This is a genomic window from Mycobacterium szulgai (assembly GCF_002116635.1).
In the GTDB taxonomy this organism is placed as follows: Bacteria; Actinomycetota; Actinomycetes; order Mycobacteriales; family Mycobacteriaceae; genus Mycobacterium; species Mycobacterium szulgai.
Genome location: NZ_LQPW01000075.1, coordinates 26,259 through 47,314 on the forward strand (window position 1 = coordinate 26,259; position 21,056 = coordinate 47,314).

General features: G+C 65.6%; 23 protein-coding genes. 13 read left to right on the top strand and 10 right to left on the bottom strand.

Translation table 11 applies throughout. The annotated features are described in order from the left end of the window. Window positions 1-33 precede the first annotated feature (33 nt). A complete protein-coding gene (locus tag AWC27_RS12405; RefSeq protein WP_085670783.1) occupies window positions 34-510 on the bottom strand; it encodes an Rv3235 family protein in 477 nt (158 codons plus the stop codon). A 211-nt stretch (window positions 511-721) separates the two neighbouring features. On the opposite strand from AWC27_RS12405, the gene AWC27_RS31515 reads away from it, so the two are divergent. The 6 genes from AWC27_RS31515 (at window position 722) to AWC27_RS12435 (ending at window position 7,495) form a co-directional block, all read left to right on the top strand. Then, a complete protein-coding gene (locus tag AWC27_RS31515; protein ID WP_085670754.1) occupies window positions 722-2,143 on the top strand; it encodes a WS/DGAT/MGAT family O-acyltransferase in 1,422 nt (473 codons plus the stop codon). A 50-nt stretch (window positions 2,144-2,193) separates the two neighbouring features. After that, window positions 2,194-3,030, top strand: a complete 837-nt coding sequence (gene ppk2 / locus AWC27_RS12415) for a polyphosphate kinase 2 (RefSeq protein WP_245847019.1) — start codon at window positions 2,194-2,196, stop codon at window positions 3,028-3,030. Beyond that, a complete protein-coding gene (locus tag AWC27_RS12420) occupies window positions 3,027-3,524 on the top strand; it encodes a DUF6912 family protein (protein WP_139836959.1) in 498 nt (165 codons plus the stop codon). Before ppk2 ends, AWC27_RS12420 begins: the two co-directional genes overlap by 4 nt. 118 nt (window positions 3,525-3,642) lie before the next feature. Further along, window positions 3,643-4,785: a ferredoxin reductase gene (locus AWC27_RS12425; protein ID WP_085670756.1), complete on the top strand. Its 1,143-nt coding sequence runs from the start codon at window positions 3,643-3,645 to the stop codon at window positions 4,783-4,785. Window positions 4,786-4,872: 87 nt separating this feature from the next. Continuing rightward, window positions 4,873-6,144, top strand: a complete 1,272-nt coding sequence (locus AWC27_RS12430) for a fatty acid desaturase family protein (protein ID WP_085670757.1) — start codon at window positions 4,873-4,875, stop codon at window positions 6,142-6,144. A gap of 94 nt (window positions 6,145-6,238) precedes the next feature. After that, complete coding sequence (locus AWC27_RS12435; protein ID WP_085670785.1) at window positions 6,239-7,495, top strand: fatty acid desaturase family protein; 1,257 nt, start codon at window positions 6,239-6,241, stop codon at window positions 7,493-7,495. On the opposite strand, the gene AWC27_RS12440 is transcribed toward AWC27_RS12435, so the two are convergent. From AWC27_RS12440 to AWC27_RS12450, 3 genes are read right to left on the bottom strand one after another with little or no spacing between them, the layout of a single operon-like run. Beyond that, window positions 7,492-7,986, bottom strand: a complete 495-nt coding sequence (locus tag AWC27_RS12440) for a DUF302 domain-containing protein (RefSeq protein WP_085670758.1) — start codon at window positions 7,984-7,986, stop codon at window positions 7,492-7,494. The genes AWC27_RS12435 and AWC27_RS12440 overlap by 4 nt on opposite strands. Next, window positions 7,973-8,929, bottom strand: a complete 957-nt coding sequence (locus AWC27_RS12445) for a nitrilase-related carbon-nitrogen hydrolase (RefSeq protein ID WP_085670759.1) — start codon at window positions 8,927-8,929, stop codon at window positions 7,973-7,975. Before AWC27_RS12445 ends, AWC27_RS12440 begins: the two co-directional genes overlap by 14 nt. Before the next feature lie 11 nt (window positions 8,930-8,940). Continuing rightward, entirely contained in the window at window positions 8,941-10,119 is a 1,179-nt protein-coding gene (locus tag AWC27_RS12450; RefSeq protein ID WP_085670760.1) for a thiolase family protein, read from the bottom strand. 88 nt (window positions 10,120-10,207) lie between these two features. Here AWC27_RS12450 and AWC27_RS12455 point away from each other — a divergent pair, with 88 nt between their 5' ends. After that, window positions 10,208-10,693, top strand: a complete 486-nt coding sequence (locus AWC27_RS12455; RefSeq protein WP_085670786.1) for a winged helix-turn-helix transcriptional regulator — start codon at window positions 10,208-10,210, stop codon at window positions 10,691-10,693. 53 nt (window positions 10,694-10,746) lie between these two features. Here the strand turns inward: AWC27_RS12455 and rsgA are convergent, their stop codons facing one another. After that, a complete protein-coding gene (rsgA, locus tag AWC27_RS12460) occupies window positions 10,747-11,727 on the bottom strand; it encodes a ribosome small subunit-dependent GTPase A (RefSeq protein ID WP_085670761.1) in 981 nt (326 codons plus the stop codon). Between the two features lie 3 nt (window positions 11,728-11,730). Continuing rightward, entirely contained in the window at window positions 11,731-13,011 is a 1,281-nt protein-coding gene (gene aroA / locus AWC27_RS12465) for a 3-phosphoshikimate 1-carboxyvinyltransferase (RefSeq protein WP_139836960.1), read from the bottom strand. 44 nt (window positions 13,012-13,055) lie between these two features. Between aroA and AWC27_RS12470 the strand changes: the two genes are divergently transcribed. Beyond that, complete coding sequence (locus tag AWC27_RS12470; RefSeq protein WP_085670763.1) at window positions 13,056-13,814, top strand: SOS response-associated peptidase; 759 nt, start codon at window positions 13,056-13,058, stop codon at window positions 13,812-13,814. 32 nt (window positions 13,815-13,846) lie between these two features. Continuing rightward, the gene (locus AWC27_RS12475; RefSeq protein WP_085670764.1) at window positions 13,847-15,358 is read left to right on the top strand and encodes a long-chain-fatty-acid--CoA ligase; all 1,512 of its coding nucleotides are present in this window, start codon (window positions 13,847-13,849) and stop codon (window positions 15,356-15,358) included. Here AWC27_RS12475 and AWC27_RS12480 read toward each other — a convergent pair whose 3' ends face one another. Next, the gene (locus AWC27_RS12480) at window positions 15,359-16,219 is read right to left on the bottom strand and encodes an SDR family oxidoreductase (RefSeq protein WP_085670765.1); all 861 of its coding nucleotides are present in this window, start codon (window positions 16,217-16,219) and stop codon (window positions 15,359-15,361) included. A gap of 186 nt (window positions 16,220-16,405) precedes the next feature. Between AWC27_RS12480 and AWC27_RS12485 the strand changes: the two genes are divergently transcribed. After that, complete coding sequence (locus AWC27_RS12485; protein WP_139836962.1) at window positions 16,406-17,056, top strand: sigma-70 family RNA polymerase sigma factor; 651 nt, start codon at window positions 16,406-16,408, stop codon at window positions 17,054-17,056. Further along, window positions 17,053-17,355, top strand: a complete 303-nt coding sequence (gene rsrA, locus AWC27_RS12490) for a mycothiol system anti-sigma-R factor (RefSeq protein ID WP_085670767.1) — start codon at window positions 17,053-17,055, stop codon at window positions 17,353-17,355. Before AWC27_RS12485 ends, rsrA begins: the two co-directional genes overlap by 4 nt. 5 nt (window positions 17,356-17,360) lie before the next feature. Here rsrA and AWC27_RS33160 read toward each other — a convergent pair whose 3' ends face one another. Continuing rightward, complete coding sequence (locus tag AWC27_RS33160) at window positions 17,361-17,435, bottom strand: 50S ribosomal protein bL37 (RefSeq protein WP_011728008.1); 75 nt, start codon at window positions 17,433-17,435, stop codon at window positions 17,361-17,363. Between the two features lie 194 nt (window positions 17,436-17,629). Here AWC27_RS33160 and AWC27_RS12495 point away from each other — a divergent pair, with 194 nt between their 5' ends. Beyond that, window positions 17,630-17,845, top strand: a complete 216-nt coding sequence (locus AWC27_RS12495) for a biotin/lipoyl-binding carrier protein (protein ID WP_073876250.1) — start codon at window positions 17,630-17,632, stop codon at window positions 17,843-17,845. 16 nt (window positions 17,846-17,861) lie between these two features. Further along, window positions 17,862-19,364 (top strand): sensor histidine kinase, encoded by a 1,503-nt coding sequence (locus AWC27_RS12500; protein WP_085670768.1) that lies wholly within the window; start codon window positions 17,862-17,864, stop codon window positions 19,362-19,364. A 157-nt stretch (window positions 19,365-19,521) separates the two neighbouring features. Here the strand turns inward: AWC27_RS12500 and whiB1 are convergent, their stop codons facing one another. Next, complete coding sequence (gene whiB1, locus AWC27_RS12505; protein ID WP_003874607.1) at window positions 19,522-19,776, bottom strand: transcriptional regulator WhiB1; 255 nt, start codon at window positions 19,774-19,776, stop codon at window positions 19,522-19,524. A 271-nt stretch (window positions 19,777-20,047) separates the two neighbouring features. Next, window positions 20,048-21,022: a diacylglycerol/lipid kinase family protein gene (locus AWC27_RS12510; protein ID WP_085670769.1), complete on the bottom strand. Its 975-nt coding sequence runs from the start codon at window positions 21,020-21,022 to the stop codon at window positions 20,048-20,050. Window positions 21,023-21,056: the final 34 nt, after the last annotated feature.

The following is a 21,056-nucleotide window of genomic DNA, read 5'->3' on the forward strand; positions in this document are numbered from 1 at the left end:
TTCGCCGGATCTAGCCTGGCGAGCGGCGTCCCTTCAGCCGATGTGCAGGGCGACGACCAGCCAACCGCCGGCGGCCGATTGCTCCACACGGCAGGCGATCGCGTGGATCCGGCCGCCGCGGCTATAGGTGCCGAAGACTTCGGCCGCGCTGTCTCCTACCTCACGTCCGGCCGGTTGTAGCCGCATCCGGCGCAGAGTCGCCGTGCCCGCCGACGCTGTCATGGCGCGGCTGACCGAGCGCACCGATTCGACGAGGCTGGGCGCCAGCACCGCGCGCAACTGAGCCGCCGGACGGCGACGGTCGATGACTTCCAGAACGCGGCGCAGGGCCGCGTCGGCGAATATCGACGCCTGGCGCATCTGCGCCGACAGCACCGTCTCGGCCGGGGTAGCCGGCGGCCGGAGAGAAAGTTGGCGAACACTGGGAGTGTGCAACCGCGCCGGCGCGTGGGATGATGGCGCGCACTGCGGGAGGTTTCGCGTCGGGGGTTCGTAGTCGACCACGGGCATGACGGCGCGGGTCTTGCGGCGGGGCGGGCCCACGATGGGAGCGGTGATCACCGGGCGCTCTCCAAACTTCACTACCGGGACGGGGAAGGCTGCTGGAGAGTGGCAGACGATTGTTCAGGGTTTCCTGACCGCGGGAAATCATCGCACAAATGAGCCCGGCGTGTTTTCGCGCAGGAACAGCCGATGAATTGACAAGGAGGACAGCACCGTAATGGTGACCCGGTTGTCCCCGGCGGACGCGTCCTTCTATCGGCTGGAGAACACCGCGACCCCGATGTACGTGGGATCGCTGTCGATCCTGCGCCGCCCGCGCGCCGGTTTGAGCTATGAGACGCTGTTGGCCACGGTCGAACAGCGGCTACCGCAAATACCGCGCTACCGGCAGAAGGTCCGCCAGGTCAAGATCGGCTTCCCGGTTCATTTGGCCCGGCCGGTCTGGCTCGACGATCGCGACTTCGACATCACCTACCACGTCCGGCGATCGGCGCTGCCCTCGCCCGGCAGCGACGAACAACTGCACGAGCTGATCGCGCGGCTGGCCGCACGACCGCTGGACAAGTCGCGGCCGCTGTGGGAGATGTACCTCGTCGAAGGGCTGGCCAAAAACCGCGTCGCGCTCTACACCAAGTCCCACCAGGCGTTGATCAACGGCATGAGCGCGCTGGAGATCGGCCACGTCATCGCCGATCGGACGCGGCGGCCACCGGCCTTCCCCGAAGACATCTGGATACCGGAACGCGACCCCGGCGACACGCGATTGGTACTCGGCGCAATCGGCGACTGGGTGGTGGGGCCGGGCGCGCAGCTGCAGGCCGTCGGCTCCGCCGTCGCGGGGGTGGCGACCAGCTACAGCCAGTTCGTCGACGCCGGACGGCGGGTCCTCGACGTCGCGCGCACGGTCGCGCGCGGCACCGCCCCCAGCAGTCCGCTCAATGCCACCGTGTCGCGCAATCGGCGGTTCACGGTCGCCCGCGGCCGGCTCGAGGACTACCGGGCGGTGCGGGCCCGCTACGACTGCGACATCAACGATGTGGTGCTGGCGGTGGTGGCCGGGGCGCTGAGCAATTGGCTGATGTCGCGCGGTGAAGCGTTGGCACCGACGGCGACGGTGCGGGCAATGGCGCCGCTGTCGGTCTATGCCGATGACCAACTGGATTCCACCGGCCCCGGCCAGGCGATCAGCCAGGTCACTCCGTTCCTGGTCGACCTGCCGGTGGGGGAGGGTAACGCGGTGGTGCGGCTGTCCCAGATCGCGCACGCCACCGAGTCGAACCCGACGGCCGCCAGCCTGGTCGACGCCAGGACGATCGTCACGTTGTCCGGGTTTGCACCACCCACCCTGCACGCCATGGGGATCCGGGTTGCCACCACCTTTTCGGCGCGATTGTTCAACCTGCTGATCACCAACGCTCCTGGAGCGCAGTCGCAGATGTACGTCGCCGGCACCAAGTTGCTCGAGACCTATGCCGTGCCGCCGTTGCTGCACAACCAGGCCCTGGCCATCAGCGTGACGTCCTATAACGGCATGCTGTATTACGGGATCAATGCCGACCGCGACGCGATGAGTGACGTCGATCTGTTGCCGGGACTGCTGAACCAAGCACTGGAAGAGCTTCTCGAAGGTACCCGTTAGCTTCTCGGTAGCGGCGTGAAAACCGCTGCGTACGGATAACATCCGATGATGTGAGTGCGGTGAAGAAAACGAAATCAGGCGGATCCGCCATACCCAAGATCTCCAATAAAGTCTATGCAGCCGAATTGTTCCGGCTCCAAACGGAATTCGTGAAGCTGCAGGAGTGGGCGCGGGCCACCGGCGCCCGTATCGTCATCCTCTTCGAGGGTCGTGACGCGGCGGGCAAGGGCGGTGCAATCAAACGGATCACCGAATACCTCAGCCCGCGCAGCGCCCAAATCGCCGCGCTGCCGGTGCCCACCGATCGTGAACGCGGCCAGTGGTACTACCAGCGCTATATCGCACACCTGCCCGCCAAGGGCGAAATCGTGCTGTTCGACCGGTCCTGGTACAACCGGGCGGGAATTGAAAAAGTGATGGGATTCTGTACGCCGCAAGAGTATGTGCTGTTTTTGCGGCAGACGCCGATCTTCGAGCAGATGCTGATCGACGACGGCATCCTGTTGCGCAAGTACTGGTTCTCGGTGTCTGAAGCCGAACAGCTGCGCCGATTCAAGGCCAGGCGCAAGGACCCTGTCCGGCAATGGAAACTCAGCACGATGGACTTGGAATCGGTGTATCGATGGGAGGACTATTCACGCGCCAAGGACGAGATGATGGTGCACACCGACACACCCGTCAGCCCCTGGTACATCGTGGAATCCGATATCAAGAAGCATGCGCGGCTGAATATGATGTCCCACCTGCTCTCCACGATCGACTACTGCGAAGTGAAAACGCCGGAGGTCAAGTTGCCCGAACGACCGGTCGCCAGCGATAACTACCAGCGGCCGCCCCGGGAGCTGTCGCACTACGTCGACGACTACGCGGCCACGTTGCTCAGATGATGCAGGTCTACATCCCGGCCACCCTGGCGATGCTGCAACAACTCGTCGCCGAAGGCTCGCTGTGGCCGGTCAACGGCACCGCGTTTGCGGTTACACCCGCATTGCGCGAGTCCTATGCCGAGGGGGGCGACGACGAACTCGCCGAGGTGGCGCTGCATGAGGCCGCGCTCGCTTCGTTGCGTCTGCTGGCCGGTCAGGAAGGCGAGACGTTGCCGCGACGCGCGGTAGTAGCCGCCGAGGTCGACGAGGCCAAGTACCGACCCGATCTCGACGACGCCGTCGTCAGGTTAAGCGCACCGGTGGCGATGAACCGGGTCGTCGCCGCCTATGTCGACAACGTCGGCGCGGAGCCGGCGGTGACGGCGGCTATCGCGGTCATCGATGACGCTGACCTGGGCGACGAAGACGCCGAGCTGGTGGTCGGTGATGCCCAAGACCATGACCTGGCCTGGTACGCGACCCAGGAACTGCCCTTCCTGCTCGACCTGCTCTGACTGCGCCGTGTGACGCATTCTCAGCATTTCGGTCTAGATACGCCACCGTAAGTTACGGTACCGTAGCTTCATTGGATGGGCGTAGAACTCGCCCCCGAGCTGGGCGGAAGCCGAACCTATGAGCAAAAAATCCGCGGCGGTCAACGCCAACGTCGTCGATACCAAGCGACCCACTGTCGCCGGGGCGGACAAGCACCCGGGCTGGCACGCGCTGCGCAAGCTCGCCGCGCGCATCACCACGCCGCTATTGCCCGACGACTACCTGCACCTGGCCAATCCGCTGTGGTCCGCCCGGGAATTGCGCGGCCGCATCCTGGAAGTGCGCCGCGAGACCGAAGACTCCGCGACGCTCGTCATCAAACCGGGCTGGGGTTTCAGCTTCGACTATCAGCCCGGCCAATACATGGGTATCGGCCTGCTGATCGACGGCCGCTGGCGCTGGCGGTCGTATTCATTGACGTCGAGCCCGGCGACGTCGGGTGCCGACCGCACTGTCACCATCACCGTCAAGGCCATGCCCGAGGGCTTTTTGTCCACCCACCTGGTGGGTGGCGTCGCGCCCGGAACCATCGTCCGGCTGGCCGCGCCGCAGGGCAATTTCGTGTTGCCCGACCCGGCGCCGGCGTCGGTCCTGTTCCTGACCGCAGGGTCCGGGATCACACCGGTGATGTCGATGCTGCGAACGTTGGTGCGCCGCAACCAGATAACCGACATCGCGCACGTACATTCGGCGCCAACTGCGACGGACGTCATGTTCGCCGACGAGCTGGCCGCCTTGGCGCAGGATCACCCCGGCTATCGCTTGGCGGTGCGGGAGACCCGTGCCGAGGGCCGGCTCGATCTGTCCCAGATCGGGCAGCTGGTGGGGGACTGGCGGGAACGCCAGACGTGGGCCTGCGGGCCTGAGGGCATGCTCAACCAGGCGGAGAAGGTGTGGTCGTCGGCCGGCCTAAGCGACCGGCTGCACCTGGAACGGTTTGCGGTAACCAAGGCGGCTCCCGCGGGGGCCGGCGGCACGGTCACCTTCGCTCGCAGCGGCCGGCGCGTGGCCGCCGACGCCGCGACGTCGGTAATGGATGCGGGCGAGAGCGCCGGCGTGCAGATGCCCTTCGGCTGCCGGATGGGAATCTGTCAATCCTGTGTGGTCGAGCTGGTCGAAGGCCATGTCCGTGACCTGCGAACGGGCCAGGAACACGACCCCGGCACCCGGGTTCAGACCTGCATTTCGGCGGCCTCGGGCGACTGCGTGGTCGACATTTAAGGTTACTCACAGGTAACCTACGGAGTCGTAGGTTACGATGGCGTAGGTCAGTAGAAATCAACGACCGTACGACGCGAGGAGAGCATCATGGCGATCACAGACGTCGACGTATTCGCTCATCTGACGGACACCGACATCGAGAATCTGGCCGTAGAGCTGGACGCCATCCGTCAGGACATCGAAGACTCCCGCGGTGAGCGGGACGCCCGCTACATCCGTCGGACCATTGCCGCACAACGCGCCCTAGAGGTGAGTGGCCGATTGATGCTGGCCGCGGGCTCCCGGCGCTCGGCGTGGTGGGCAGGCGCGGTGACCCTGGGCGTGGCCAAGATCGTCGAGAACATGGAGATCGGCCACAACGTCATGCACGGCCAGTGGGACTGGATGAACGACCCCGAGATTCACTCCTCGAGCTGGGAGTGGGACATGAGTGGGTCGTCCAAACACTGGCGCTACACGCACAACTTCGTGCACCACAAATACACCAACATTCTCGGCATGGATGACGACGTCGGCTACGGCATGCTGCGCGTCACCCGAGACCAGCGCTGGAAGCGCTACAACATCTTCAACCTGGTGTGGAACGCGCTGCTCGCCCTGCTTTTCGAGTGGGGAGTTGCGCTGCAGCACTTGGAGATTGGCAAGATCATCAAGGGCCGGCTGACCCGCGACGAGGCGCGGGCGCGATTGCGCGAATTCTCCGGCAAGGCCGGCCGCCAGGTGGTTAAGGACTACATCGCCTACCCGGCGCTCACCTCGTTGTCACCGGGTGCGACCTACCGGTCCACCGTCACGGCCAACGCGCTGGCCAACGTGATCCGCAACGTGTGGTCCAACGCCGTGATCTTCTGCGGTCACTTCCCCGACGGCGCCGAGAAGTTCACCAAGACGGACATGGTCGGTGAGACCAAGGGGCAGTGGTATCTGCGCCAGATGCTGGGCAGCGCCAACTTCGAGGCCGGCCCCGCGCTGCGGTTCATGAGCGGCAACCTCTGCCACCAGATCGAGCACCACCTGTACCCCGACCTGCCGAGCAACCGGCTGCACGAGATCTCGGTGCGGGTGCGCGAACTGTGCGACAAGTACGACCTGCCGTACACCACCGGCTCATTTTTGGTGCAGTACGGCAAGACCTGGCGCACCCTGGCCAAGCTGTCGTTGCCGAACAAGTACCTGCGCTACGACACCCACAACGCACCCGAGACCCGCAGCGAGCGGATGTTCGCCGACCTGGGGCCGGGTTTTGCGGGCACCGATCCGCAGACTGGGCGCCGGCGCGGGCTGAAGAGCGCGATCGCCGCCGTGCGGGGTTGGCGGCGCGACAGAACGGCGAGCCGGCCGGAGGACCTGGCGGCCTAGCGCGGCTACTGTTTCATAGGCGCTCAACAAAAATTCATGGCATCGTCGTTACCGTTTGTTGCGGTCAATGGCTGCACTGCAGGAAGGTAAGACGATGGCGATCACTGACGTCGACGTGTTCGCGCACTTGACGAGCGCCGACATCGACGCCCTGGCCAACGAGCTGGACGCGATCCGTCGCGACGTCGAAGACTCCCGCGGTGAACGGGACGCCCGCTACATCCGCCGCACCATCGCCGCGCAGCGTTTCTTGGAGGTGGCGGCCCGGGTGTTGTTGGGCGCCAGCTCACGGCGGTGGGCGTGGTGGACCGGCTCGGTGACCCTGGGCGTGGCCAAGATCGTCGAGAACATGGAGATCGGCCACAACGTCATGCACGGCCAGTGGGACTGGATGAACGATCCTGAGATTCACTCCTCCACGTGGGAGTGGGACATGCTGTCCACGTCCAGACACTGGCGCTACACGCACAACTTCGTGCACCACAAGTACACCAACATCCTCGACATGGACCACGACGTCGGCTATGACATGGTCCGGGTGACCCGCGACCAGCCCTGGAAGCGGCGCAATGGCTTCAACCTGGTGATCAACACCGTGCTGGCGCTCGGCTTCGAACTGGGAATCGCGTTGCGGCACTTAGAGGTCCACGAGGTCTTCCGGAAGGATCCCACCGAGCGCGACGCGGCTCGGGCGCGGCTGCGGGAGTTCTCCGGCAAGGCCGGCCGGCAGCTGGCCAAGGACTATGTCGCGTTCCCGGCGCTGACCTCGTTGTCTCCCGGCGCCACGTACCGGTCCACGTTTAAGGCCAATGCGATGGCCAATGTGATTCGCAACGTGTGGTCAAACGCCGTCATTTTCTGTGGCCATTTCCCCGACGGCGCCGAGAAGTTCACCAAGACGGACATGGTCGGCGAGACCAAGGGGCAGTGGTATCTGCGCCAGATGCTGGGCAGTGCCAATTTCAACGCCGGGCCCGTATTGCGCTTCATGAGCGGCACCCTGTCTCATCAGATCGAGCATCACTTATATCCGGACCTGCCGAGCAATCGGCTTGCCGAGATCTCGGTGCGGGTGCGCGAGTTGTGTGACAAGTACGACCTGCCGTATACGACCGGCTCATTTTTGGTGCAGTACGGCAAGACCTGGCGCACCCTGGCCAAGCTGTCGTTGCCGGACAAGTACCTGCGCGACGACGCTGACGACGCGCCGGAGACCCGGAGTGAGCGGATGTTCGCCCAGCTGGGGCCGGCTTTTGCAAGCACCGACCCTGCGACCGGGCGCCGGCGCGGGTTGAAGACCGCGATCGTCACCGTGCGCGGGTGGCGGCGCGCCAGGCGCGCCTCTGTCTAAGCCGTCACCTTTTGGGCCAGCGCAGCCAGCTTGGCATCGAGTTCCTGTGCGGCACTAAGCAATTCGGGATTGTCCTGGACCACCATGAGTGACGACGGCTTGACGTAGGTCAAGCTGCTATGCCCGTGGGTCTGGTCGAGAAGCAGCAGCTCGACGGGGGCGAACAGACCAGCACTCACATCGTGGCGCAGCATCGTGATCGCGATCAGCGGGTTTCCCAGGATGACCCGTAACGCCTTGCGGTCGATGCCGGCTTTGGTGATCCACCCGCCATGGTCGATCAGACCGAACAACATGAATCCGCTTGGCCCAACGTAGGATTCGACAGCCGCCCGGTAGGACTCCCAGCTGCCGGTGGCGGCCGCAATGTCGTTGATGGGTACCGGCTGCTGGCCGATGTCGGCCAGCAGCGCGGTGGCTAGTTGCTCGTAGTCCTTGGCGCTGTCGTAGTGCACCCGTACGCCGCCGAACGGAATTTCAGACGCTGACATGCTCGGCTTCCTCATCGATGGTTTCGTGTACGTGGGCCGCAGGGATGCGATCCACCCGCAGGCTCAGCAACTCGGGCCGGCTGTAGTGACCGCTGGCATCCATCAGGATCTTGCGTGCGTCGATCAATGAGAAGTCGAGGTCGGCGATTACCTCACCCTCGCCGGAACGCAGCGGCTCGCCCAGGTACTCGCCCTGCGGTGTGATGATCGCGGTAAAAAAGCCGCCGGAGATGGGCCCGATAGGGCCCCCGGTGTCCGCGGCGATCTGCGCCTGCTGATCGGTATCCAGCCACGCGGTTGCGTTGACGACGAAGGCGCCCGACTCGAGCGCGTGGTTGCGCACGCTGATCTCGGTTTGCTCAGCGAACAGGTCACCGCCGAAAGATCCGGGGAACATTGCGGAGTGGATCTGCTCGCCGTCGGCGATCAGGGCGTAGCGGGCCAGCGGGTTGTAATGCTCCCAGCAGGCCAACTGGCCGATCCGCCCGACCGCGCTGTCCACGGCCCGCAGCCCGCTGCCGTCGCCCTGACCCCACACCATCCGTTCGTGGTAGGTCGGTGTGGTCTTGCGCCGACGAGCAATCAGGGCGCCGTCGGCGTCGAAGAGCAACTGCGTGTTGTACAGGGACCCGCCGTCGCGTTCGGTCACTCCTATCGACACCACCATGCTGGCCGCGCGTGCCGCCGCACCGATCGCGTCGACCTCGGGCGAGGGTATGGTGACCGCCTGATCCATGAGCTGCAGGTGTTGCGATCGCATCTCGAACGGGCGCTGGACAAACGAGAAGTACGGGTAATAGGGAATCACCGTCTCCGGAAAGGTCGCGAACTGGACGCCCCGGGCGCCCAGCTGCGCGATGTTGGCAATCACCTTCTGGACCGTGCCCTCGCGGCTGTACAGCACCGGGCTGAGTTGCACTGCGGCGGAACGGATTACGGTCATTGCCCTGTCCTTCACCAATCGAGGCGCTCGATGATGGTCGCGTTGGCCATTCCGCCGCCCTCACACATCGTCTGCAACCCATAGCGTCCTCCGCGCTGATGCAAGGCGTTCACCAGGGTGGTCATGATGCGTACCCCGCTGGCACCCAGCGGGTGGCCGATGGCGATGGCGCCACCGTTGACGTTGGTCTTGGCCAGATCGGCGCCGACGTCTCGAGCCCAGGCCAGCACGACGGGCGCGAACGCCTCGTTGACCTCGAACAGGTCGATGTCGGCTAACGTCAGTCGGGCCCGCGCCAGCACCTTCTCAGTGGCCGGAATGACGCCGGTCAGCATGTAGAGCGGGTCGGAGCCCACCACGGTCGTGGTGTGAATTCGCGCCAGCGGGCGCAGCCCCAGCTGCTTGGCCACCTCGCTGCTGGTGATCATGACCGCTGCGCTGCCGTCCGACAGAGGTGACGAGTTGCCCGGCGTGATCGACCAATTGATCTGCGGGAAACGCTCTTTCATCGCCTCGCTGTAGAACGCCGGCTGCAGTGCCGCAAGGGTCTGCATCGTCGTGCCGGGCCGGATGATCTCGTCGGTGGCAAGCCCGGCGATGGGCGCGAGCTCGTTGTCGAAGAGACCGTCTTTGGTCGCGCGGGCGGCCTTGTCGTGGCTGGCCGCGGAGAACTCGTCCAGCTGGGTGCGCGAGAAGCCCCACCGCGCGGCGATCAGTTCGGCGCTGATGCCCTGGGGCACCAGGCCGTCGGGGTAACGCTGCGCCATGTCAGTGCCGAACGGGTTGCTGCCCGGCAACACCGAGCTGCCCATCGGGACCCGGCTCATCGATTCCACCCCCGCGGCCACCACGATGTCGTAGGCGCCGGCGAGCACGCCCTGGGCGGCGAAGCTGATCGCCTGCTGGCTGCTGCCGCACTGCCGGTCGATGGTGACGCCGGGCACCGACTCCGGGAATCCGGCCCCCAGCAAGGCATTGCGGGCTATGTTGACCGCCTGATCGCCCACCTGGGTGACGGCGCCGGCAATGACATCGTCGATCTGCACCGGGTCGACGCCGGTGCGGTTCACGACTTCGCGCAAGCTGTGTGCGAGCAGGTCGGCAGGCAGCACGTCGTGCAGCGCGCCGCTGGCCTTGCCCTTCCCGATGGGTGTGCGCACTGCGCCGACGATCACGGCGTCACGTGTCATGGCTCCTCCTTGAGCTGGGTATTTATCGCTATACTCAGCTATAACACCTAGGTATAGTGAAAGCAACCCAGACCGGGAGGTGATATTGATGACAATGCTTCAGGGCCGGCTCGCCGATCGCGAGGCCTGGTCTGCAGTCGGCGAGTGTGCGATCGAGAAGACCATGGCCGTTGTCGGTACCAAATCCGCGATGCTGATCATGCGCGAGGCCTACTACGGCACCACCCGATTCGACGACTTCGCTCGCCGGGTGGGCATCACCAAAGCCGCCACCTCCGCGCGGCTGGCCGAATTGGTCGCCCTCGGGCTGCTGACCCGCAGGCCCTACCAGGAGCCCGGGCAACGCAGCCGCGATGAATATGTGCTCACCAGCGCCGGCATGGAATTCATGCCGGTGGTGTGGGCGATGTTCCAGTGGGGCCGGCGCCATCTGCCGGGCCGCGACCGCCTGCGGCTGACCCATTTGGGCTGCGGCGCCGATGCCGAAGTCGAAATGCGGTGCAGCAAAGGCCATTTGGTGCCTCCCGACGAACTCGGCATGCGGTTGGCGCCCACTCGGCGCGAACGTGCGTAGATGTACACACGTAGCGGCGTGTCGTTGTGCCAACACCCACGCCGGGCGGCTGGTTAAGTCTCCCTGAGGGTCGCGAGCAACCGCCGGGCGGCGGCGACGCGCCGCATGGCCGTGCCGGTCAACGTGTCCAGTGCGCATTCGGGGTCGGCCGGTGGCCCCATGTGCCCGCAGCCGCGTGGACAATCCTCGATCGCCTCGGCCAGGTCGGAAAATGCCATCAGTACGTCGTCGGCGTGGATATGCGCCAGACCGAACGACCGGATGCCGGGCGTGTCGATCACCCATCCGCCCGAGTCCAAGGGCAGCGCGACAGATTGCGTGGAGGTGTGTCGTCCCCGCCCGATGTCGGTCACCTCGCCGACCGCCCGATCCGCTTCAGGCACCAGGCGATTCACTAGCGTGGACTTGCCCACGCCGGAATGCCCGAGCAGCACGGTGATCTTGCCTTCGAGCAGATCGCCCACTGCGAGTAGCGGATCGTCGACGCCGGCGGCGATCACGGTCAGGTCCAGGTCGACGAACTGCTCGGCGAACGGTTCGGGCGGTGCGAGATCAGTCTTGGTCAGGCACAGAATCGGGGTCAGCCCGCCGGCGTAGGCGGCGATCAGCGCACGGTCCACCAGGCCGGTGCGTGGCGGGGGATCGGCCAGCGCCACCACGATCAGCAGTTGATCGGCGTTGGCGACCACCACCCGCTCGGTGGGGTCGGTGTCATCGGCGGTGCGCCGCAACACAGTTCGCCGCGGCGCCCGTCGCACGATACGGGCCAGGGTGTCCACCCGGCCGGACAGATCGCCGACGACGTCGACGTCGTCGCCGACCACGATCGGGGTGCGGCCCAACTCGCGCGCCCGCATGGCGGTAACCCGCCGGTCGACATGTCCGGCCAGCACACAGCCCCAGCGGCCGCGGTCCACGCTGACCACCATGGCGGCCTCGGCGTCGGCGTGCCGGGGACGGGTCTTGGTCCGCGGTCGCGAACCTCGCCCGGAACGGACCTTGACGTGGGACTCGTCGTAGTCACCGGGCCGCAACCGCTAAGCCCCTTTCACCATGTCGGCCCAGAGCTGCGGGAACTCCGGCAGCGTCTTGGTGGTGGCGGCTATGTCGTCGACCTCGACCCCGGCCACCCGCAGCCCGACGATCGCGCCGGCCATCGCCATCCGGTGATCGGCATAGGCGCGCCACATGCCGGGCCGCAGCGGTGTCGCGGTAATCACCAGGCCGTCGGATATCTCCTGGCAGTCACCGCCCAGCCGGTTGATCTCGGTGCTCAGCGCGGCCAGTCGATCGGTTTCGTGGCCGCGCAGGTGTGCGATGCCGGTCAGCCGGGATACCGCTCCCGGAGCGGCCAGTGCCGCGAGCACCGCGACCGACGGAGTGAGCTCCCCGACGGCGCTCAGGTCGACGTCGAACCCGCCATAGCCCGCCGAACCCTGCACCTCTAGAGACGAATCAAATTGGCGCACAACGGCGTTCAGCGTATCCAAGATGCTCAGAATGTGTTCGGCCGGTTGCACGCTGTCCGCCGGCCAACCGGTGATTCCTACCGTGCCGCCCGTCACCACCGCGGCTGCCAGGAACGCGACCGCATTGGTCAGATCCGGCTCGACCTCCCAGTGGCGCGCCTTGATCGCACCCGGACGCACTTGCCAGCGATAGGGGACCGAGTCGTCGACGTCCACGCCGGCTTGGCGCAGCATCGCCACCGTCATCTCGATGTGCGGTGCCGACGGCAGCTTCGACCCGGTGTGTTGCACCGTCAGGCCGTCGCGCAACGCTGCCCCGGACAGCAGTAGGCCCGAGACGAACTGGGACGAGGCCGACGCGTCGATGTCGACCGTGCCGCCCGCGACGGATCCATTGCCCTGCACGCGAAACGGCAGTCCGGTGCCGTCGACGGGGACACCGAGCCCGCGCAGCGCATCCAGCAGCGGCGCGATGGGCCGAGCCCGGGCCTGCTCGTCGCCGTCGAAGGTGACCGGGACGGCGCTCAGCGCGGCCAGCGGCGGAACAAACCGCAGCACCGTGCCAGCCAGACCGCAGTCCACCCGTGCGTCGGGGCCCGGCTGGATGCGTCCGCTGACGACCAGTTCCGGGCCGTTCCCGTCGACCTGCAGGCCTAGCGTGCGCAGCGCTCCGATCATCAGGTCGGTGTCGCGGCTGCGCAGCGCGCCGGCGATGGTCGAGTCGCCTTGTCCCTGGGCGGCTGCCAGTGCGGCCAGTATCAGAGTGCGGTTGGTCTGCGATTTCGAGCCCGGAACGGTGACGGTCGCGTGCACCGGTGTCGGTGCGAAGGGGGCCGGCCATGCGTTCACCGGTCCATCATCGCCTGTCGCATGGTTCTGCCACCATGGGAGTTATGTGCGGACGGTTTGCGGTCACTACCGACCCGGCCTTGCTGGCCGAGAAAATCAAGGCGATCGACGAGGCCACCGGTACCGACGGCGCGTCGGCGCCGAACTACAACGTGGCTCCCACCAACATGATCGCCACGGTCGTCAGCCGCCACAGCGAGCCCGACGACGAGGTCACCCGCCGGGTTCGTCTGATGCGCTGGGGGCTGGTCCCGTCCTGGGTCAAGGCCGGACCCGACGGTGCCCCGGATACCAAAGGGCCGCTGCTCATCAACGCCCGTGCCGACAAGGTCGCCACGTCGCCGGCCTTTCGGAATTCTGCCAAGAGCAAGCGTTGCCTGGTGCCGATGGACGGCTGGTACGAGTGGCGCGCCAACGAGGCCGGCCCCGGCAAGAAGGCCGCCAAGACGCCGTTCTTCATGCACCGCGACGACGGCGGGCTGGTGTGCATGGCCGGGCTGTGGTCGGTTTGGAAGCCCGCCAAAGACGCTGATCCGCTGCTGAGCTGCACCATCATCACCACCGATGCGGTTGGGGAGTTGGCCGCCATCCACGACCGGATGCCGTTGCTGCTGGGCGAAGAGAACTGGGATGCCTGGCTGAACCCGGACGCCCCGCTGGATGAGGAGCTGCTGGCCCGCCCGCCGGATGTGCACGGCATCGAGCTGCGTCCGGTCTCGACGCTGGTGAACAGCGTGCGCAACAACGGACCCGAACTGCTCGCCCCAGCCGAGCCCGAGCCCGAACAGATCACACTTCTCTAGCAACCAGCCCCCACTACCTCCTGGAGTAACCCGTGACCGCTTTGAGTGCCAACCTGCTCGCATCCAAGGATCGCCATCCCGAGCGCATCGCGCTGCGCCATGACGACCTGGAGCTCACCTTCGCCGAACTCGACGCCGCAGCCGCACGGGTGGCGACGCTGCTGGCCCGCGCCGGCGTCGACCCCGGCGATCGGGTGGGGATCATGCTGCCCAATACGCCGGCATTCGTCATTGTTTTCTTCGGGATCATCTATCGCGGCGCGGTGGCGGTTCCGATGAACCCGCTGCTCAAGGCCCGCGAGATCGCTTACTACCTGTCCAACAGCGGCGCCAAGGCGTTGTTCGCCACACCCACCTTCGCTGATGAGGCCGTCCCCGCTGCTGCCGAAGAGGGCGCCCAGTGCTGGCTGGTCGACGATGCCGGCCTGGCCGAGTTGACAAGAGAACTGCCCGTTGCGGATGCACCGGTGGAGCGCGCCGACGACGATGTCGCGGTCATCCTGCATACGTCGGGAACCACCGGAAAACCCAAGGGCGCCATGCTCACTCACGCCAACCTGCGGCGCAACGCCGACGTCAGCGTGCGCACCCTGCTCAAGATCGGGCCCGACGACGTGGTGATGGGCTGCCTGCCGCTCTTCCACGTCTTCGGTTTGACCTGCGGGCTCAACAGTTCCATTCTGGCCGGCGCGACCTTGACGCTGATACCCCGGTTCGACCCGCGCAAGGCGCTCGAGGTGATCGAGCGCGACGCCGTCACGCTGTTCCAGGGGGTGCCGACGATGTATTCGGCGCTACTGGCTTTGGCGGACGACGCCGCGGCGCAGGCTACCCGCAGCCTGCGGGCCTGCGCCTCCGGCGGTGCGTCGTTGCCGGTGCAGGTGCTCAACGACTTCGAGAAGGCTTTTGGCTGCATCATCTTGGAGGGCTACGGGCTCTCGGAGAGCTCACCGGTAGCGTCGTTCAACCATCCGGACCGGCCGCGCAAGGCCGGTTCGATCGGCACCCCGGTGGAGGGCGTCGAGATGCGTGTGGTCGACCAGAACGGGGCCGAGGTAGCCCCGGGCGAGCCGGGCGAGATCCAGATCCGCGGCCACAACGTGATGAAGGGCTACTGGAATCTGCCCGAGGCGACCGAGGCCACGATCACGCCCCAAGGCTGGCTGGCCACCGGCGACGTCGGACGCATCGACGAGGACGGTTATTTCTTTATCGTCGACCGCACCAAGGACATGATCATTCGCGGCGGCTACAACGTCTATCCCCGCGAAATCGAGGAAGTGCTCTACGAGCACCCCGCGGTCGCCGAAGCGGCCGTGATCGGTTTGCCGCACGACTCGCTGGGCGAGGAAGTCGGCGCCGCGGTGGCGCTCAAGAAGAACGCGGCGGTCGAGCCCGATGAACTGCGCGATTACGTCAAAGCCCGCGTGGCGGCCTACAAATACCCGCGCCGGATCTGGCTGGTCGATGCCCTGCCCAAGGGGCCGACCGGCAAGGTGCTCAAACGCGAAATCACCGTTCCGGCAGCCGAAGACACTCGATGACTAGGGCTGCACGTATCCCGGCGGGTTGACGCCGTCCACCCAGAAGTCGACGCCTAGCTGCCCGCCCGGCACGCAGTCGTACACCGACAGGTCGGTGACGCCGGATTCCAGCAGTACGTCCTCACACAGCAACGTGTTGCCGGTGTAATCGCGGGAGTTCTTGGTGAGGATGACGTAGGCCGCGTCGGAGTACACCTCGGGCTTGCGCGCCCGTCCCATTGCCTCGTCGCCGCCCAGCAGGTTCTGCACCGCCGCGGTGGCCACCAGGGTGCGCGGCCACAACGTGTTCGACGCGATGCCGTCGGCGCGCAGCTCCTCGGCAATTCCCAACGCGCACAACGTCATTCCATATTTGGCCATCATGTAGGCCGTAGGCTTCAGCCACTTCTTTTCCAGCAGCACCGGCGGCGATAGCGTCAGGATGTGCGGGTTCTCCCGGCCCTTCAGGTGCGGTATGCACGCTCGCGACACCGCATATGTGCCGCGCACCTGAATGCCGTTCATCAGGTCGAAACGCTTCATCGGCACGTCGCTGATAGATCCCAGGTTGATCGCCGAAGCGTTGTTGACGCAGATGTCGATGCCGCCGAATTGCTCGACGGTCTTGGCTACCGCGGACTCCACGGACTCCGGATCGCGCACGTCCCCCACGATCGGCAGCGCCTGACCGCCGGCTTCCTCGAGCTCCTTGGCCGCGGTGTATACCGTCCCCGGCAGTTTGGGGTGGGGCTCGGCGGTCTTGGCGATCAACGCGATGTTGGCGCCGTCCTGTGCGGCACGCTTGGCGATTGCCAGCCCGATACCGCGACTGGCGCCGGAGATGAACATGGTCTTGCCCTGGAGGGAGGTGGCGTGGGACATGGCGTCACACTAACGCAGCCGTCCCGGGAAATAGCGCGCTGGCCGATGCTGTTGATTGGTGCGGTTTCTACTGTCGGTTCCAGCCTCTATGTTGGGAGGAGGGGTCAGGTGTTGGCGACTAGCCTGCTAGCCGAGCAGCGGTTGGCGTTCGTCGATACCGCAACCGAAGGGACCGTGTTAATCGAGATGGCCGACATCGACGGTGTGACCGGGTCGCACGGGCCGGAGCCCGGTCCGCCTGGGGAGACGGACGAGGAACTGACGGCGCGTTTCGAGCGCGACGCGATTCCCCTGCTGGATCAGCTGTACGGCGGTGCGCTGCGCATGACTCGCAATCCTGCTGACGCCGAGGACCTGGTCCAGGAAACGATGGTGAAGGCCTACGCCGGCTTCCGCTCGTTCCGGGAAGGCACCAACCTCAAGGCGTGGCTGTACCGGATTCTGACCAACACCTACATCAATGGCTACCGCAAGAAGCAGCGGCAGCCGGCGGAGTATCCGACCGAGGAAATCACCGACTGGCAGCTGGCCTCCAACGCCGAGCATTCCTCCAGCGGCCTGCGCTCGGCGGAGGTCGAGGCCCTCGAGGCCCTGCCGGATACCGAGATCAAAGAGGCCTTGCAGGCGTTGCCAGAAGAGTTCCGGATGGCTGTTTACTACGCCGACGTCGAAGGTTTCCCCTATAAAGAGATCGCCGAGATCATGGACACGCCGATCGGTACGGTCATGTCGCGGCTGCACCGCGGCCGGCGTCAGCTGCGTGGTCTGCTGGCCGATGTGGCCAAGGACCGGGGTTTTGTTCGCGGCGAGCAGACGCACGAGGAGGTGTCGTCATGAGCGAGTTCTCCGGCACGTCCGATTCGTGCCCAGACGGCAACGAAATCGGGTACTACGGGTGCGCGGAGGTCATCGCCGAGGTGTGGACCCTGCTTGACGGTGAATGCACCCCCGAGACCCGGGAAAAGCTGCGCCGCCACTTAGAGGCGTGCCCGGGGTGCTTGAAGCATTACGGTCTCGAGGAGCGGATCAAGGCGCTGATCGCGACCAAATGCCAAGGCGAAAAGGCCCCGGATAGCCTGCGGGAGCGGCTCCGGCTGGAAATCCGGCGGACCACGATCATCCAGGGTGGACCGTAACTGCTTTACGCGTTGGGCCGCTTGCCGTGGTTGGCTTTGCTGTGCTTGCGGTCACGCTTCTTGCGGCCACGCTTGGCCATGGCAGAACCTCCGTAGGTCGTCATACGCGGGGCGGTTAGCGTCCACCCGATTGCTGAACAGTGTCTCACGCGACCCGTTCGGTGGCCTCGGTAGCCCGCATGCCGCTGTCCCGAGCGGTCTTATGGTTCGATATATGGCAGCCTGACGGACCAGCAGTCAGCGTGCGCCAGTGGTCGAAACGAGTGGGGTGAAGATGGCCGAGGATGTTCGAGCCGAGATCGTGGCCAGCGTGCTCGAGGTTGTCGTCAGCGAAGGCGATCAGATCGGCAAGGGCGACGTCGTGGTGCTGCTGGAATCGATGAAGATGGAGATTCCCGTCCTGGCCGAAGTCGACGGCACTGTCAGCAAGGTGAGCGTCTCGGTGGGTGACGTCATCCAGGCCGGCGACCTCATCGCTGTGATCAGCTAGGGCTTTTCCTACTTGCATGTCGACACTCGGTAACCTGCTGGCCGAACACACGGTGCTGCCGGGCAACGCGGTCGACCATTTGCACGCGGTAGTAGGGGAGTGGCAGCTGCTGGCCGACCTGTCGTTCGCCGACTACTTGATGTGGGTTCGCCGCGACGACGGGGTGCTGGTGTGTGTTGCGCAATGCCGGCCCAATACCGCGCCGACGGTGCTGCAGACCGACGCGGTGGGTAGCGTCGTCACCGCCGAACGGCTGCCCCTGGTAGCCGAGACCTTCGCCGCCGGTGCTGCCAGGCGCGAAAACGATGGAGGCCAAGGACATTCGTGGCAACTGCCAGGGCCCAATGTCGAGTCTTCCCCAGTGCGCTACCGCGAGCAGGTAGTGGCGGTGCTGACCCGGCATCAGACCGAAGTTGCTGCCCGTCGCGGTTCGGGAGGACTCGAGACGGCCTACCGGGAGTGCGCCACCGACCTGCTGCACATGCTGGCCGAGGGCACCTTTCCCGACGTGGGTGACGTCGCCATGTCCCGATCCACTCCGCGGGCCGGCGACGGCTTCATTCGCCTCGACGTCGACGGCGTGGTCGCCTACGCCAGCCCTAACGCGCTGTCGGCCTACCACCGGATGGGGCTGACCAGCGAGTTGGAAGGCCACAATTTCATCAGGGTGACCAGGCCGCTGATCTCCGACCCGTTCGAGGCGCAGGAGGTGGCCGAGCATGTGCTCGACCTGCTGGCCGGCGGGGCGAGCATGCGCATGGAGGTCGACGCCGGTGATGCGACTGTGCTGCTCAGAACGCTGCCACTGGTGGTACATAAGTCCAATGCGGGCGCAGCGATCCTGATCCGCGACGTCACCGAGGTCAAGCGGCGCGACCGCGCCCTGATCTCCAAGGACGCCACCATCCGGGAGATCCACCACCGGGTGAAGAACAACCTGCAGACGGTGGCGGCGCTGCTGCGACTTCAGGCCCGGCGAACGGCCAATGCCGAAGGCCGGGAGGCCCTGATTGAGTCGGTACGCCGGGTGTCTTCGATCGCGTTGGTTCACGACGCGCTGTCGATGTCGGTGGACGAGCAGGTCAACCTCGACGAGGTCATCGACCGGATCCTGCCGATCATGAACGACGTGGCATCGGTGGACAGGCCGATCCGGATCAACCGGGTGGGCGAGCTGGGCGTGCTGGACTCCGACCGGGCGACCGCGCTGATCATGGTGATCACCGAGCTGGTGCAGAACGCGATCGAGCACGCCTTCGATCCGGCCGCTGCGGGTGGATCTGTGACTATTCGGGCTGAGCGTTCGGCGCGCTGGCTTGATGTCGTGGTGCACGACAACGGGCGTGGCCTGCCCGAAGGATTCAGTCTGGAGAAGTCCGACAGTCTGGGCCTGCAGATAGTGCGGACCCTGGTGTCGGCCGAGCTGGACGGCTCGCTGGGCATGCGGGAAGCACCCGATCGCGGCACCGACGTGGTGTTACGGGTGCCGATCGGCCGGCGCGGCCGGTTGGTCTTGTGACGCGGTACACAGCAGTGCGGCCCCGACGATGGGGCGGGGCCGCTTATGGAGCTGTACAGCAGTGCGGCCCCGACGATGGGGCGGGGCCGCTTATGGAGCTGTACAACAGTGCGGCCCCGACGATGGTCGGGGCCGCACTGTGCGGAGATTGAGTTGTTCAGACTCCGCTTCGGGCCTTCGTCCGGGCATTGCGGCGCTTGAGTGCGCGCCGCTCGTCTTCGCTCATGCCGCCCCAGACACCCGAGTCCTGGCCGGTGTTCAGAGCCCAGCCGAGACACTCTGTGGTCACCGGACACCGATTACAGACCAGTTTCGCGTCAGCGATCTGCGCGAGCGCCGGACCGCTGTTCCCAACCGGGAAGAACAGTTCCGGATCCTCGTCACGGCAGACCGCCTTGTGGCGCCAATCCATTAGTAGTTACTCCTCACTATGTGCGCAGCAGTGCGCACGGGCGATTTCTCTTGGCGTGTTAACGCGTGCACAAGAAAGGTTTCCGTACCTCTACATATTTCTGCATGCAACCTTTTGATCGTTTCACAGGCTCATCGGATGTCAATAGTGTTACGGGAGCCCGTGGGCTATCTCACTTTCACGATCTGTTCCCGAACCCCTTACTCCGTTGTACTACACTACCGGCCGAATTGCGCCCTACATTTGCGTCGCAAGCTTGTCACAGCTTTGATTATCCCAGGTCAGAGCGTTCTTTTGCGGGCGGGGCGACGACGGGTAGCACGTCGGCAACCGCGCGGAACGTCATGGTTTCGCGCTGGCCGAGGTAGTCCCCGTCGAACTGGCAGGCGGCTGGACCGGCCGTGGCGGTAACCCGCACCCAAGGTACGTCGTCGTCTGTTACCAGATGTTTGAACTCGAACCGCGGCCGCTTGGCGAACATCTGCCGGACGATGCGCAGGGTGGGGATCAGCTTCATGGTGGTCGGGGCGAAGACCCCCAGACCCCGTTCGAAGGAACAGGTGGGGTTGGTCCATACCGGTCGTTCGTTCGCGTATGTCCACGGGCTCGCGTTGGATACGAAAACGAAGCTCACTCCCGTAATCGGCTCTCGCCCAGGAAGTTCCAGTGTGAGCGCCGGTTCGCGGCGGGTGTAGCCGTACACGAGGGGCACGGCGGTGCGGATGTAGCGCCACGCCGAGACCTTGCCGCCCTTATCGCGCTCCGCCTCGACTCCGGCGACCACCTCGGCGTCCACGCCCATCCCGGTGTTGAACACGGCCCAGCGCTCGCCGCAGTCGATCAACCCGATCCGGCGCCATTGCCGGTGCTGGTCGTACTCGTCGAGCAGCTGGATGAGCTGGTTGGTGGCGGCGATCGGGTCGCGAGCGATTCCCAGGACTCTGGCCAGCACATTCGCCGAGCCACCCGGCACGATCGCCACCGCGGGTATGGGTCCTTGCGGAGGCGTGGCGGGGCTGCCGAGCATGCCGTTGACGACTCCGCTCACGGTGCCGTCGCCACCATGTACGACTACCAGGTCCACTCCGTCGGCAACGGCTGCCTGGCCGAGTTCAGCCCCGTGACCACGGTGTTTGGTGTGTTGGATAGTGAGTTCGACACGGCTCTTGAGCGCGTGTGCGACCAGGTCGCGTGCGGCCGGTGTGATGGTGGTGGCGGTGGGGTTCACGATCAGCACGGCACGCATGAGCCATGAGCTTAGGCGGCATGCTTCGGCGCGC

Bases quoted from the DNA above. Each gene is read 5' to 3' on its own strand.
- AWC27_RS12405 (WP_085670783.1), bottom strand. From the start codon at position 510: ATGCCCGTGGTCGACTACGAACCCCCGACGCGAAACCTCCCGCAGTGC.
- AWC27_RS31515 (WP_085670754.1), top strand. From the start codon at position 722: ATGGTGACCCGGTTGTCCCCGGCGGACGCGTCCTTCTATCGGCTGGAG.
- AWC27_RS12420 (WP_139836959.1), top strand. From the start codon at position 3,027: ATGATGCAGGTCTACATCCCGGCCACCCTGGCGATGCTGCAACAACTC.
- AWC27_RS12425 (WP_085670756.1), top strand. From the start codon at position 3,643: ATGAGCAAAAAATCCGCGGCGGTCAACGCCAACGTCGTCGATACCAAG.
- AWC27_RS12430 (WP_085670757.1), top strand. From the start codon at position 4,873: ATGGCGATCACAGACGTCGACGTATTCGCTCATCTGACGGACACCGAC.
- AWC27_RS12435 (WP_085670785.1), top strand. From the start codon at position 6,239: ATGGCGATCACTGACGTCGACGTGTTCGCGCACTTGACGAGCGCCGAC.
- AWC27_RS12440 (WP_085670758.1), bottom strand. From the start codon at position 7,986: ATGTCAGCGTCTGAAATTCCGTTCGGCGGCGTACGGGTGCACTACGAC.
- AWC27_RS12445 (WP_085670759.1), bottom strand. From the start codon at position 8,929: ATGACCGTAATCCGTTCCGCCGCAGTGCAACTCAGCCCGGTGCTGTAC.
- AWC27_RS12450 (WP_085670760.1), bottom strand. From the start codon at position 10,119: ATGACACGTGACGCCGTGATCGTCGGCGCAGTGCGCACACCCATCGGG.
- AWC27_RS12455 (WP_085670786.1), top strand. From the start codon at position 10,208: ATGACAATGCTTCAGGGCCGGCTCGCCGATCGCGAGGCCTGGTCTGCA.
- AWC27_RS12470 (WP_085670763.1), top strand. From the start codon at position 13,056: ATGTGCGGACGGTTTGCGGTCACTACCGACCCGGCCTTGCTGGCCGAG.
- AWC27_RS12480 (WP_085670765.1), bottom strand. From the start codon at position 16,219: ATGTCCCACGCCACCTCCCTCCAGGGCAAGACCATGTTCATCTCCGGC.
- AWC27_RS12485 (WP_139836962.1), top strand. From the start codon at position 16,406: ATGGCCGACATCGACGGTGTGACCGGGTCGCACGGGCCGGAGCCCGGT.
- rsrA (WP_085670767.1), top strand. From the start codon at position 17,053: ATGAGCGAGTTCTCCGGCACGTCCGATTCGTGCCCAGACGGCAACGAA.
- AWC27_RS12495 (WP_073876250.1), top strand. From the start codon at position 17,630: ATGGCCGAGGATGTTCGAGCCGAGATCGTGGCCAGCGTGCTCGAGGTT.
- AWC27_RS12500 (WP_085670768.1), top strand. From the start codon at position 17,862: ATGTCGACACTCGGTAACCTGCTGGCCGAACACACGGTGCTGCCGGGC.
- whiB1 (WP_003874607.1), bottom strand. From the start codon at position 19,776: ATGGATTGGCGCCACAAGGCGGTCTGCCGTGACGAGGATCCGGAACTG.
- AWC27_RS12510 (WP_085670769.1), bottom strand. From the start codon at position 21,022: ATGCGTGCCGTGCTGATCGTGAACCCCACCGCCACCACCATCACACCG.